This is a genomic window from Pseudoalteromonas arctica (genome assembly GCF_012927645.1).
Classification (GTDB): Bacteria; Pseudomonadota; Gammaproteobacteria; order Enterobacterales; family Alteromonadaceae; genus Pseudoalteromonas; species Pseudoalteromonas arctica_A.
This window is the reverse complement of sequence record NZ_JABBMT010000001.1, coordinates 49,838-63,694: the sequence shown is the minus strand read 5'-3', so window position 1 is coordinate 63,694 and position 13,857 is coordinate 49,838. Positions and strand designations below refer to the sequence as shown.

The following is a 13,857-nucleotide window of genomic DNA, read 5'->3' as shown; positions in this document are numbered from 1 at the left end:
TTTAAAGCCGTGAATTACACCCCAAAGAAATATAACCCATACCCAACCAGCATGGCAGGAATGGCTGAATAAATAGTCGCGACTAATGCGGCGCGTGGTGCCATTGCTATTGCTGGAAATAACGCATCACCGTCGTTAGAAATCGCGTTTCCTGCTAAAGCACTAAAGGGAATAATGCCTTGAATATAAAGAGTTGTAACAATTATTTGCGGGCCACAGCCGGGTAAAAATCCAATAAGTACTGCAATTAATGGCGCTAAATAGGCGTAATGTACAAACCACGTTTTTAAATCAATTCCTACAATGTTAACCAAAATCTCAAATAGCATAAAAGAAGCGACAACCCATGCCGTTACAAAATGGGTATCTTGTAATACTTTTATTATTTTAGAAGGGGGGTTACATGCATCGTCTTCTGACGTGACTTCTTGATAGCTTTCGCCTCTTGACGAAAGTGCCCAAATACTAACAATAAATAAAGCCATTACTGCACCAAATAGTGTGATCACAGTACTTGTGCTTGCACCATACTGTGAAAAATCAACATTAAACGCAATCAAAAAGGCAATTATAAGGCTTGGGATAATTGCTACCATCCAAACCGGTTTACTGATTTTAATAATGTTAGTTGAGAATATTTTAATGTGGTGCTTATGTTCTTGCGCTGTTGGGCGTAAAAAGTTTTTTTTGTGTATGGTATTCACCAGCAAACCACTGAATGTACCCACAACCAACCCTGTGCCCATAATTAACAAGCCTTCAGTAGGGCGGGTAGCAAGTAATAAAAACGCTGCATCGCCCATTGTGGCTGTTAGCACGGCAACAATAGCGCCAAAGCTTGCTTGGCCTTTTGTAAATTGAGTAACCACAATAATAGCCCCACCACAGCCAGGTAATGCACCTAAAACTGCTGCAAAGCTAATTTCTAACATAGGTGACTTGGCACTTAAATAACTAAGCTCTAATTGAGGTAAGTGTTCTATAGCGTAGTAATAAATTAAAAGAGTTGCGGCAACAAACACACTCACTTGAAAAAATGCATCACTCAGTGCGGTCATTGTTATTTCGCGTAATTGCGGTATTGCAAGGCAAGTTAAAATAAATAAAGGCAGCAGTAAGCGTTTATTTTGGCTCAAAAAGCGTTTTGAGGCGGGAGTAATAGCACCAATGTGAGAGAGTAAAATCATACAATGTGACCTAATAAATTAACTAGGTCACACTGTATATTTTAATTAAATGATAATCAATATCATTTAACTCTATTTAAATCGATTACTCTGTTTGAGTTTTTCGATAGCCAAATCAAAGTTAGTTTAAATTTGAATTTAAGGTTGTGATTAAATAGAACTACTTACGTTGAAATTCTGAGTTTGCATTCCACTTTGGCCATTGTGGTTGCTCAGAAATATCAAAACCTACTTGATAAAACAGTTGTAAGTCTTGTACAGCTCCCGATAGATCCCATTCATCACGGTATCTGTCACATGGTTGATGGTAACAACCACGTAGCACTAAGCTCATGCGTTTACGGTAATTGGCCGTATCCTCGTCAAGTGCTTCACTGCCACCGCCAGCATACATGGCTGGAATACCCATGTTGGCAAAAGCAAAATGATCAGAGCGATAGTATCCGCCTGAAGATGGTTTAGGATCGCCCGATACAGTACGCCCTTGTGCATTCGCTGCCTGTGCTAATAGCGAGTCCATTTCAGATTTACCAATACCAACCACGCTGATATCTTTTACTTTGCCTAACAAATTCAAGCTATCCATATTAATATTAGCGACTGTCTTATTTGCTGCAATTACTGGGTGTGTAGCATAGTATTTAGATCCTAATAAACCTTGCTCTTCAGCTGTTACAGCTAAAAAGGTCATCGAGCGGCTAGGGTGCTTTGGTAAACTTGCAAACGCTTCAGCTACTTCAATTAAGCCTGCAGTACCTGTCGCGTTATCATGGGCACCATTGTAGATTTGGTCGCCTTTACGGTTTTTATCAGTGCCTAAGTGATCCCAGTGTGCTGAGTATATAATATGCTCATCTGATTTTTCACTACCGGGTAAAGTCGCAATGAAGTTATATGAAATTGATTTTTTGATGGTGTTTTTAACTGCAACAGACGCGGTTAAATCGCCCATATCGACATGATAAGCGCCTTTTGCTGCATTGGCTTTCGCTGTGGCAAAATCTAAACCTGCTTTAGTGAAAAGCTCATTAGCAACCTCTGTAGTTACCCAACCTTCAACGGCTACCCTGTCCATATTATTGTTTTCTTTTTGAAAACCAAACTGCTCGCCACTCCATGAGTTTTCAACCACAGACCAAGGATAAGAGGCCGGTGCAGTTTCATGGATGATGATAGCCCCAGCAGCACCTTGACGGCTGGCTTCTTCATATTTGTAAGTCCAACGGCCATAGTAAGTCATGGCGTCACCAGTAAACAAAGCAGGATCCTTTGTAGCAAAACCAGGATCATTGACTAAGATCACTACAGTTTTACCTTTAACATCTAAACCTGCGTAATCATTCCAATTATATTCTGGGGCATTAACACCGTAACCAACAAATACTAGTTCAGAGTCTTTAATACTTTGGCGTTCGCTAATGCGACTGCTGCCCATCACCATATCTTTTTTATACTGGTAATCTTTGCCACCGATAGTTAACACCATGTTTGGATCAGCTTCAAGAGACACCAACGGTACTTCTTGTAAAAAGCTGTCGCCATTACCTGGTTGATAACCTAGTTTTTTAAATTCTTCAGTAAGGTACGCCAGTGTGAGCTCCTCACCTTTTGAAGATGGGGCGCGGCCACCAAATTCATCGGAGGCAAGCACTTTGACATGCTCAGCAAGTTGTTGGGCATTGATTGAATTATACCCTTTGCTAACATCATCAGAGGTGAGACTTGTTGTTGCACATCCTGCAAGTACCGCAGTTGCAAGGAGTGTAAGAGAAAAATAACGTTTCATAGTCGCTCTTTTTTTGTTTTAAGTGAGCTCAGTATAAGAACTTCTATTAAAGAGAACCAGTTTTTGCGGTAAACTCCAACCATAATAATTGTAAAGCTAAAGATACTCATGAAGCGTTTTACCCCTTACGAACAATGGCATAGCGCCAGTTTAGAAAATGGTGCTTTTAGCCATTTAAATACACTGTTTTCTTTAACCCGTTTACCTGACTGGCCGCAATGTGCGTGGTTTTCATCATATTTAGATGCTAAAAATGCAAATCAACAATCAATTCGTTTTGTTGACGATGCCTGCTTTAGTGAGGAAGAGCGCTATTATGAACAAATCATTTTTGATACCGGACAAGTCCCAACCCGACAACAAAATTGGCATGACTTATTTGGCGGACTTATCTGGTGCTTATTTCCTAAAACAAAAGCATTGATCAATCAGCGTCATGTTGAAGAGATCACACAGCATGGCACTAAAGTACGCTCAAAACATCGCAATGCCTTAACCTTGTTTGATGAATGTGGGGTTGTACTTGCTGTAAGTGATGATGTTTGGCCTAAACTGCTTAAAAATCATCAATGGCAGCAGGCATTTATTGAACAAAGAGCGTTGTGGGGGAAAACTATTGCGCCATTTATGTTCGGTCACGCCAATTATGAAATGCTAACAAAGCCGTATATTGGTCTGACAGGTAAAGCATTATTTGTAAAAGTACCAAATGACATATTTTGTAAAGATTTAGCCCAGCAGTATCAGTGTATTGATCAAACCCTTTATGAGATGATTAGCATTGATAACTGTTTAAGGGACAATAGTCAGCTATCTCCATTACCGCTGCTAGGCGTACCAGGCTGGTATGATAATAATAACCCCGAGTTTTATAGTAATACAGATTACTTTAGACCAAAACGAAGGACACGAACATGATAGAAGTTACGGAGCTTAAAAAGAAATTTAAGCTAACCAAAGATCATAAAAAAAACAAAGTCGATAAAATAGATCCCCGTGAAGATAAAGATTATTTTCATTCAGTGCGAAATGTCAGTTTTCATTGTAATAAAGGTGAAGTGCTTGGCTTACTCGGTCCTAATGGTGCAGGAAAAACCACCACGCTAAGAATGCTCTCGACAGCGTTAAAACCCGATGAAGGACAAATAATCATTGCTGGCGAAGACATTATTAAAAAACCACTATTTGGTCGTAAGTCTATTGGTTTTCTATCTGGCAGTACTGGTTTATATGGACGCTTAACGGTAAAAGAGAATATAGAATATTTTGCAAAACTACATGGTATGAATAAAGCCGCGATTAAAACGCGCTGCGATGAATTATTTGACCTACTTGATATGCATAGCTTTATTGATAAACGCGCAGAAAACCTATCAACAGGTATGAAACAAAAAGCCAATATAGCTCGCGCAGTTGTGCACCATCCCGCAGTAGTGGTACTCGATGAACCGACAACGGGGTTAGATATTATGACCACACAAACAGTGATCGAATTTATCAAAGGGCTCAAAGCACAAGGGACTCCAGTTATATTCTCAACCCACCATTTAGATGAAGTAGCGCTACTGTGTGACCGCGTTGCGGTGATCAACGAAGGGATCAGTTGTTTTGACGGCACTGTTGAAGAGTTTAAACAGGCAGGTAACAGTGAAGAGCTAAACCAAGCGTTTATGAACATTTTAACGGAGAAACGTGATGTTTGAAGTATTTAAAAAGGAATTAAAAGAGTTATTACGCGATAAAAAAACACTCATTTTTATTGTTGCATTGCCAGTGGCTATCTTTCCATTATTATTTGCGGTGATGGCATTTATTAGTTCTCAAGCAACACTAGAAGCCGAACAAAAAGTTCATACCTATGCCATTATCAATGGCGAATATGCACAATCATTCACAGATAAAGTTTTTTACCATAAAAGCTTTCAATTATATAAAGGTGAACATACCTTTAATACAGTTGCAGAGCTTACACAGGCTGTTAAAGCTGGCACCATTGATATGGGGATTTTCTTACCCGCAGATGCCAAACAAAACCTTGATGACGCAAAACAAAGCCAGTGGCAAGTGGTTTATAACGATGCCAAAGCGATTAACTTTTTATTCGATAGAGTAAAAGAGCTTGCTGAAGAGTTTGGTAATAACCTAAGAGCTGAAAAATTATTGAGTTATGGTGTTTCAGTTGAGCAACAAAGTGCGATTATTGATCCAATCAAAGTTGTGAAAGTTGATACTGCTGATAAACGAGAAAATTTAGGTGAGAAAATAGGCGGCTTTATTCCTTACTTACTTATTCCATTAGTATTGATGGGAGCAACATACCCAGCTATTGATTTAGGTGCAGGTGAAAAAGAACGCGGCACATTAGAAACCTTACTACTGACACCAATCACCCGTACGCAACTTGTATTAGGTAAATTTATTACTTTACTTGCAGCATCAATCGCGACCACAACCATAACCGTGTTGAGTATGGGTATATGGATCAGTATTGCGATTACTTTCATTGATTTGGATGTGGTAAAAACAGCATTTAGTTCATTACGAGTATTAGACTTGACACTCATTTTTATTATTTTATTGCCCGTTGCCGCTATTTTTTCTTCCCTTTCGTTAGCAATATCGATTTATGCACGTAGCTTTAAAGAAGCGCAAAATTATATGACTCCACTGAGCATGGGGGTGATATTTCCTATTATAGTTGCCTTATTACCGAATGTGGAGCTAACCGCTAAAACCGCATTTATCCCGGTAACTAATGTGGCTTTGGCGATTAAAGAAATTATCAAAGGCACGATTGATTATACGCTACTTGGACTAATCTTTTTAGCGACCGTTATTGTTGCAGGTGCGTTATTAGCATTTTGTGTTAAATGGTTTAATAAAGAAGCAGTCTTATTTAGGTAACACGATGCGCAGGAAATACTAAATACAGATCAAACGTCTTTGTATTACAGCAGGTATATAACTAAACCCATAAAGACAAAAGTTTTGAAGGATAAATTAGCTATGTGGTTAAAATAAACCACATAGTCTAAATTCTAAGCTGCTGATTTTTCTGGTTTAGCTTTTTCTCCGCCAAGATTTTGATTAAGTTTGGTAATATCAGCCGAATTAATTACTGTTTGAGTATCAGACCAGTGTAGTAATTCGATACGACCATTTTCTTGTTCTACCAGAGCTGTACAACTTTCTATCCAGTCTCCATCGTTACAGTAAACAATACCATCAACGACTTTAATTTCAGGGTGATGGATATGACCACAAATAATTCCATCAACACCTTGTTTTTTTGCTTCATGAATAGCTGCATTTTCAAAAGCTTCTATTGCTTCTCGTGCTTTATGAACGCGTGCTTTTATCCACGCTGCGAGTGACCAATAGTTCTGACCAAACAGCCGGCGAATACGGTTCGTCCAGCGATTTAAAAAAAGTAAAAAATCATAACCCGCATCACCTGCAATACTTATTAGCTTGTTGTAGCGAGTGGCAGAGTCAAAGTCATCACCATGGACAAGCAAAAAGCGCTTATTAGCCTTTGTGGTATGAATATATTGCTGGTGGACTTCAATACCGAATAAGCTGTTGTTTATATATTGCCTGAATGTTTCATCGTGATTGCCGGGAATATAAATCACTCGAGTACCTTGAACTGCTTTGGCTTGAATACAGGCTAATACTTGATAGTGACTAGGGTGCCAATAAAAATTTCGCTTCATAGACCATAAATCGACGATGTCACCCACTAGATAAAGGGTATCGCACTCAATTCTATTTAAAAAGTCGAGTAGGTAATCGGCTCGACAATCTTTATAGCCTAAATGTACATCGGAGATCCAAACGGCTGGATAGTACTTTTTATCACTTTTTTCGATATTGTGCATAGGAGGTTACTCACGGTGTAATAGTAACAAAGTTAAGCAACTTGAATGACGTTTATAAGACTGTTAGACGAAACATCTATGACAATTAATGATCATGGAAAAACAAAAAAACCGCATTACGCGGTTTTTTTGTTGTAGAGGGCTAATAATTAAGCGTTCATGGCTGCTTTTATTGCTTCAACAGCGGTATCAATATCAATCATTAGCTTTTCACCGGTACGGCGATTTTTTAGCTCAACCTTGTTTTCATCAAGATTACGCTCACCAATTACTAAGGTGAAAGATACACCAAGCAATTCCATGTCGTTAAACATTACACCAGGGCGCTCTTTACGATCATCAAATAACACGTCTAAGCCTGCGGCTTTTAGACCGTCGTAAAGATTATTTGCGATATCAGGAATACGATGCGATTTATGCATATTCATTGGTACAATAGCTAAATCGAATGGGGCGATTGGCTGTGGCCAAATAATACCGTATTGGTCATTATTTTGTTCAATAGCCGCTGCAACAATACGCGATACACCAATACCGTAACAACCCATGGTCATTATTTGGTTTTTACCTGATTCGCTTAGTACGCCAGCTTTCATCGCTTCTGAGTACTTAGTACCAAGCTGGAAAATATGGCCAACTTCAATACCGCGTTTGATATGTAAAGTACCATTACCACATGGACTAGGATCACCTTCGACACAATTACGTAGATCAGCAACTTCATACTCAGTTACATCGCGGTCCCAGTTTATGCCACTGTAATGCTCGTCATCTTTATTAGCGCCAGCAACAAAATCAGCCATCACATTGGCTGTGCGGTCAATAATAATTGGCATGGTTAAGCCAACAGGCCCTAATGAGCCAGGTTTAGCGCCAATAGCAGCAATGATGTCAGCTTCGTTTGCCATTGTTAGTGGCGAATCTACTAATGGATGCTTTTCAGCTTTAAGTTCGTTTAGTTCATGATCGCCACGTATCACTAATGCAACTAAATCACGTTGGCCATCTTCATTTGCTGCTCCGTAAACAATCAGCGTTTTAACACCACGATGAGGTTTAACACCGTAATGCTTTTTAAGCTCATTAATGGTTTTTGCATCTGGGGTAGGGAATGCGTTTAATTCTTTGCTCGGTGCAGGGCGTGCTTCACTTGGTGCTAATGCTTCTGCTTTTTCGATGTTTGCTGCGTAGTCACTGTTATCACTAAAGGCAATCGCATCTTCACCTGATTCAGCTAACACATGAAATTCATGAGATACGCTACCACCGATAGAGCCGGTATCAGCAATAACAGGACGGTAGTCAAGGCCTAAGCGATCGAATATATTACAGTATGCTTTGTGCATTACTTGATAAGTTGCATCTAAACATTCTTCACTTAAATGAAATGAATAGGCATCTTTCATGGTAAATTCACGCGCGCGCATAACCCCAAAACGAGGACGGCGTTCATCACGCACTTTTGTTTGTACTTGATACAAAGTAAGCGGTAATTGTTTATACGAACTTACTTCTTTACGAACAAAGTCGGTGATCACTTCTTCATGGGTTGGTCCTAACGCGAAAGTACGATTATGACGGTCAGTAAAACGCATAAGCTCTGGGCCAAACTGTTCCCAACGGCCAGACTCTTCCCATAGATCCGCAGGTTGAATAACAGGCATCAACATTTCGATTGCACCTGCTTTGTCCATTTCTTCACGTACAATTTTTTCGACTTTTCGTAACACGCGTAACCCAGAGGGTAACCAAGTATATAGGCCCGACGCGACGCGACGGATCATGCCCGCTCTTAACATTAATTGATGCGATACAATTTCAGCATCTGATGGCGTTTCTTTAAGTGTTGCGAGTATATATTGACTGGTACGCATGTTTATTCCGATAGTTATAAAATTATTATTTCAATTGGGCACTCAGTTTATCAGCGGTTGCTTTTACACTAAAGCGCTAAGTGTGTTTTTCTAACTTTTTTCTATGCTCGTGACATAGTTATGCTCGTCGTGGACTTGCCAACGGATATTAAAATCATACAAGGTCATCCCATAACTTTGTTCACCCTCTTTTTGCTTTTTATAAGCAGGGCGAGGATCTTGCTTGAGTACATTACTAATAAAATCATGCAACTCTGGGTAGTCGGTTTGCTGTGCAATAAACTCATGGACTTGCGGGCTATACTCAACGGTCATTTGCGTTTCTGGGCGAGTATCAGCAAAGCCAGCGGTGGCATCAATCATGGCATCAGAATAGGGTAAATATGGTTTGATGTCTAAAATCGGGGTGCCATCGAGTAAATCAATGCCCGCTAACAATAAGCATAATTGGCCATTTTTATACTCTATGCCTTCAAGCTTGACGGCACTCATGCCAATGGCATTGGGTCTAAAGGTGGCGCGTGTGGCAAACACGCCTTTGCGCTCATTGCCGCCTAAACGCGGTGGCCTAACCATGGCTGAGTAGCCTTTATCAGCAGTTTCATGAAAGCGAAACAATAACCAAATATGGCTAAATTCATCTAAGCCACGAACAAATTCTTCACGGTTAAAATCAGCAGCAAACACAAGCTTTGCTTTGGCTTGTGGCACTAAACGCGGTTGGCGAGGAATAGCAAACTTCTGCTTATAGGGAGATTGAATATGGCCGATGGCCGTTAGTTGAAAATTGCTCATGAAACTCAATGACTGTTGAAGATACGCTATTCTACCTGTTCATACTAAAAAAGGCAGCCTGAAGCTGCCTTAAATAAGGGGAGTTTAAAAAACTTTAGAACATGTATTGCACTGAAACAGACGCGACATCCATATCCGTATCAATATCGTCTTCTAATTTTATGTAAACTTTACTTGGCGATTATTCTGGTTCGCATTTGTGTAGTAAGGTTTCAGTTTCAATGGCAATTTCTTTCATTTTTATTGCGTAGTTTTCAAGTTGTTTCTCTTCGTTACTCACTGCCACATATTCTGGCACATTAACAGGGTAGCCAGTTTCATCCATGGCTACGAAACTAATAACACAGTGGTTTGTTTCAACCATATTTTGTGTTTTGGGATCACCACATCGCACTTGTATAAAGATTTGCATGCTTGTTTTACCCGTATGGGCAATTTTAGCTTCTACCTCAACAATTTGCCCAACAAGAATAGGGCGGCGAAATTTCACACCAGCCACTGATACTGTGACGCAGTAGTGACCACTCCAACCAGCGGCACATGCATAACCAGCTTGATCAATCCATTTCATGACAACACCACCGTGGACTTTTCCTCCAAAGTTAACATCGGTGGGCTCAGCTAAAAAACGAAACACTACATTTGACGACGGCATACATATTACTCTTTACTATTAGGCGGTTATTATTGAGCATAGCGTAAAAAAGGGGCCGAAGCCCCCTGCAATTTAGGATTAGTTCAAAATTTAAAATAATTTACATATTGGGGTAGTTTGGCCCTCCAGCACCTTCAGGGGTTACCCAGGTAATATTTTGGCTGGGATCTTTAATATCGCAGGTTTTACAATGCACACAATTTTGTGAATTGATCACAAACTCATCTTTTCCGTTAACCTGTTGCACTTCATAAACCCCCGCGGGACAATAGCGCTGCGCTGGTTCGTCAAATTTTACAAGGTTTACGTCAATAGGAATGGCGTTGTTTTTTAGTTGTAAATGACACGGCTGAGATTCTTCATGGTTAGTGTTTGATAAAAATACAGATGACAATTTATCAAAGCTAAGTACAGCATCAGGTTTTGGGTAGTTAATTTTATCTGCATGTTTTTTATCAACTAATGTGCAGTGATCAGGTGTATTATCTTTAAAAGTAAAAGGTAAGCCACCATCAAAAATATTTTGATCAAGGGTATTATAAGCTCCTCCTATAAATTTACCTAGTTTATGCATTACAGGACCAAAGTTGCGAGATTGATGCAACTCTTTATAGGCCCAGCTTTGTTTAAAGGCTTGTGTATACTCAGTAAGATCGGAGTGCGCCTGCGCGTTACTCAAGGCTTTAAAAATAACCTCAGCGGCAATCATGCCTGATTTCATCGCTGTGTGGTTACCTTTGATTTTGGCAAAATTTAAGGTGCCAGCATCACAGCCGACCAACAAACCACCTGGGAAGTGCATTTTTGGTAATGAGTGCAAACCACCTTTAGCAATCGCACGAGCGCCATAAGCAATACGTTCGCCACCAGCTAATACATCTTTAAAGATTGGGTGGTGTTTCATGCGCTGAAATTCATCAAACGGGCTTAAATACGGGTTTGAGTAATTTAAATCAACGATTAAGCCGACTACAACTTGATTATTATCACTGTGGTACATAAACGCACCACCGTTAGTATCTGTACTTAAAGGCCAACCAGTTCCGTGAACAACATGACCTTGCTTGTGTTTGGCAGGATCTATTTGCCAAATTTCTTTAAAGCCTAAACCATAATGTTGCGGTGAGACATCTTGATCAAGCGCAAATTGATTGATCAGCTGTTTGCCTAAGTGGCCACGACAACCTTCAGCAAATACAGTGTATTTGGCACGAAGTTCCATACCTGGCATAAAACCATCTTTTTCATTGCCGTCTTTATCAAGGCCCATATCGCCAGTAACAATACCTTTTACGGTATCGTCTTCTATTATTAATGAATGAGCGCTAAAACCTGGGAAAATCTCAACGCCAAGGTTTTCGGCTTGCTCTGCTAGCCAACGACATACGTTACCCATAGAGACAATATAGTTGCCATGATTATGAAATGTTTTAGGGGTAGCAAAATGAGGGATAGCGGTTGCTTTATTTTCGTTATTAAACCAATAAATCTCATCATTGGTCACTTTGGTTGTGACAGGTGCGTCAAGTTCTTGCCAATTGGGCAGTAACTCCTCCAAAGCGGTGGTTTCAAATACTGCGCCCGATAAAATATGGGCGCCCACTTCTGAGCCTTTTTCAACCACGCAGATCATGCACTCTTGTTGTTTTTCTTGTGCTTGTTGCGCTAATCGTATGGCGGTAGCTAAGCCTGCAGGGCCTGCGCCGATAATAACGACATCAAATTCCATGGTTTCGCGTTCGACCATATAAACCTCTTTTATGTGACGGACCTGTGCCTTTACGAGGGCAATTTCATACTTGCAAATGAAACGTTACAGGCGATGAATAGTTTAAGGTTATTTTAGGTTGACGTTTACGTCAACAGTAAGTAGTCTGATTTCATAAAATAAATAGGTTGACGTACACGTTAGCTTGTAGGTTTAAAAAATATGGAGTTGCTATGAAAGTTCTCGTTCCAATAAAAAGAGTTATCGACTACAACGTAAAAGCACGCGTTAAAGCAGATAATAGCGGCGTTGATCTAACTAATGTGAAAATGGCACTTAACCCGTTTTGTGAAATTGCCATTGAAGAAGCTATCCGTCTAAAAGAAGCGGGCACTGCCACAGAAGTGATTGCTGTAACTATTGGTGCTAAAGCATCTCAAGAACAATTACGTACAGCACTGGCACTGGGCGCCGATAAAGCGATTCATATTGAGACTGACGAAAAATTAGAATCACTGCACGTTGCAAAGCTGCTTGCTAAAATCGTCGAGCAAGAAGTTCCTGAACTGGTGATTTTAGGTAAACAGTCGATTGATTCAGATAACAATCAAACAGGTCAAATGCTGGCAGCTCTTACTGGGCGCGGGCAAGGCACATTTGCTTCAAAAGTAGATGTTGCAAATGGCACGATTAATGTAACTCGTGAAGTAGATGGCGGCTTACAAACCGTGGCTTTAAAACTGCCAGCTGTTGTTACAACAGACTTACGTTTGAATGAACCGCGTTATGCGTCATTGCCAAATATCATGAAAGCAAAACGTAAACCACTAGAGGTAATTGCAGCCGATAGCTTAGGTGTTGATTTAACACCGCGTATTCAACTTGTTACAGTGAATGAGCCTGCTAAACGCAGTGGCGGAATCATTGTTAATGATGTAGCACAGTTAGTTGATTTATTAAAAACACAAGCGAAGGTGATTTAAATGAAAACATTAGTTATTGCAGATCATGACAATGGCATTTTAAAGCCTGAAACATCAAAAACGATTAATGCGGCCTTAAAGCTTGGTTTTGCAGTTGATGTACTCATTGCGGGTGAAAACGTAGCACCGATGAGTGAAGCGGTTGCCAGCATTGCGGGTGTAAACGGTGTATTAGTTGCCGATAACAGTGCATATGCACATCAGTTAGCAGAAAATATCGCCGATTTAGTGTTATCGCTTGCGCCAGATTATTCGCATCTTGTTGCGAGTGCCACTACAACGGGCAAGAACTTTATGCCACGTGTTGCCGCATTACTTGATGTTGCACAAATTTCAGAAATCATTGATGTGGTTGACGCTGATACATTTAAACGGCCAATCTATGCAGGTAATGCCATTGCGACTGTAAAATCACTTGATAGCAAAAAAGTGATAACCGTTCGCGCAAGTAGCTTTGATCTGCAAGATGAGCAAACTCCCGCTGAGAGTCGTGTTGTTGACTCTGTGTTTAGCAGTGAATTAAGCGCCTTTGTAAGTGTTGAGCAAACCGAATCTGAGCGTCCAGAGTTAACCGCTGCACAGGTGGTTATATCAGGTGGACGCGGTATGCAAAACGGCGAGAACTTCTCATTACTTAATGGTATTGCCGATAAACTAGGTGCAGCTATTGGCGCGTCTCGTGCTGCGGTTGATGCAGGCTTTGTACCCAATGACATGCAAGTAGGTCAAACGGGTAAAATTGTTGCGCCTAACTTATATATTGCAGTGGGTATCAGTGGCGCAATTCAGCACTTAGCAGGTATGAAAGACTCAAAAGTGATTGTGGCTATCAATAAAGACCCTGATGCGCCAATCTTCCAAGTGGCGGATTATGGTTTAGTAGCTGATTTATTTGATGTGCTACCAGAGCTTGAACAAGCACTCTAATTTATAATAATTCTGGTTGTTAAAAGCTGTTGTGATCAGCTCGCTGATCACAACAGCTTTT

At 40.3% G+C, this 13,857-nt stretch carries 12 protein-coding genes; 5 read left to right on the top strand and 7 right to left on the bottom strand.

The genetic code is table 11. The features are described 5' to 3' along the window. Nucleotides 1-14: 14 nt before the first annotated feature. Complete coding sequence (locus HHO47_RS00330; protein ID WP_169017795.1) at nucleotides 15-1,187, bottom strand: putative manganese transporter; 1,173 nt, start codon at nucleotides 1,185-1,187, stop codon at nucleotides 15-17. Between the two features lie 160 nt (nucleotides 1,188-1,347). Continuing rightward, nucleotides 1,348-2,973: a M28 family metallopeptidase gene (locus tag HHO47_RS00325; RefSeq protein ID WP_169017793.1), complete on the bottom strand. Its 1,626-nt coding sequence runs from the start codon at nucleotides 2,971-2,973 to the stop codon at nucleotides 1,348-1,350. A gap of 108 nt (nucleotides 2,974-3,081) precedes the next feature. Between HHO47_RS00325 and HHO47_RS00320 the strand changes: the two genes are divergently transcribed. From HHO47_RS00320 to HHO47_RS00310, 3 genes are read left to right on the top strand one after another with little or no spacing between them, the layout of a single operon-like run. Further along, nucleotides 3,082-3,891: a DUF3025 domain-containing protein gene (locus tag HHO47_RS00320; protein ID WP_169017791.1), complete on the top strand. Its 810-nt coding sequence runs from the start codon at nucleotides 3,082-3,084 to the stop codon at nucleotides 3,889-3,891. Further along, nucleotides 3,888-4,676: an ABC transporter ATP-binding protein gene (locus HHO47_RS00315; protein ID WP_169017789.1), complete on the top strand. Its 789-nt coding sequence runs from the start codon at nucleotides 3,888-3,890 to the stop codon at nucleotides 4,674-4,676. The genes HHO47_RS00320 and HHO47_RS00315 overlap by 4 nt, the downstream gene beginning before the upstream one ends. Beyond that, entirely contained in the window at nucleotides 4,669-5,877 is a 1,209-nt protein-coding gene (locus HHO47_RS00310; RefSeq protein WP_169017787.1) for an ABC transporter permease, read from the top strand. The genes HHO47_RS00315 and HHO47_RS00310 overlap by 8 nt, the downstream gene beginning before the upstream one ends. A 134-nt stretch (nucleotides 5,878-6,011) precedes the next feature. Here HHO47_RS00310 and HHO47_RS00305 read toward each other — a convergent pair whose 3' ends face one another. From HHO47_RS00305 to HHO47_RS00285, 5 genes are all read right to left on the bottom strand, one after another. Beyond that, nucleotides 6,012-6,854, bottom strand: coding sequence for a UDP-2,3-diacylglucosamine diphosphatase (locus tag HHO47_RS00305; protein ID WP_169017786.1), 843 nt, complete (start codon nucleotides 6,852-6,854; stop codon nucleotides 6,012-6,014). A 149-nt stretch (nucleotides 6,855-7,003) separates the two neighbouring features. Then, on the bottom strand, nucleotides 7,004-8,728 hold the full coding sequence (locus tag HHO47_RS00300; RefSeq protein ID WP_169017784.1) for a proline--tRNA ligase: 1,725 nt from the start codon (nucleotides 8,726-8,728) through the stop codon (nucleotides 7,004-7,006). A 90-nt stretch (nucleotides 8,729-8,818) separates the two neighbouring features. Next, a complete protein-coding gene (gene tsaA, locus HHO47_RS00295; RefSeq protein WP_169017782.1) occupies nucleotides 8,819-9,523 on the bottom strand; it encodes a tRNA (N6-threonylcarbamoyladenosine(37)-N6)-methyltransferase TrmO in 705 nt (234 codons plus the stop codon). Nucleotides 9,524-9,704: 181 nt separating this feature from the next. Then, nucleotides 9,705-10,178: an acyl-CoA thioesterase gene (locus HHO47_RS00290; protein ID WP_169017780.1), complete on the bottom strand. Its 474-nt coding sequence runs from the start codon at nucleotides 10,176-10,178 to the stop codon at nucleotides 9,705-9,707. 100 nt (nucleotides 10,179-10,278) lie between these two features. After that, entirely contained in the window at nucleotides 10,279-11,925 is a 1,647-nt protein-coding gene (locus HHO47_RS00285; protein WP_169017778.1) for an electron transfer flavoprotein-ubiquinone oxidoreductase, read from the bottom strand. A 194-nt stretch (nucleotides 11,926-12,119) separates the two neighbouring features. Here HHO47_RS00285 and HHO47_RS00280 point away from each other — a divergent pair, with 194 nt between their 5' ends. Then, the gene (locus HHO47_RS00280; RefSeq protein ID WP_169017776.1) at nucleotides 12,120-12,869 is read left to right on the top strand and encodes an electron transfer flavoprotein subunit beta/FixA family protein; all 750 of its coding nucleotides are present in this window, start codon (nucleotides 12,120-12,122) and stop codon (nucleotides 12,867-12,869) included. Continuing rightward, complete coding sequence (locus HHO47_RS00275) at nucleotides 12,870-13,796, top strand: electron transfer flavoprotein subunit alpha/FixB family protein (RefSeq protein WP_169017774.1); 927 nt, start codon at nucleotides 12,870-12,872, stop codon at nucleotides 13,794-13,796. It begins immediately after the preceding gene. Nucleotides 13,797-13,857 lie beyond the last annotated feature (61 nt).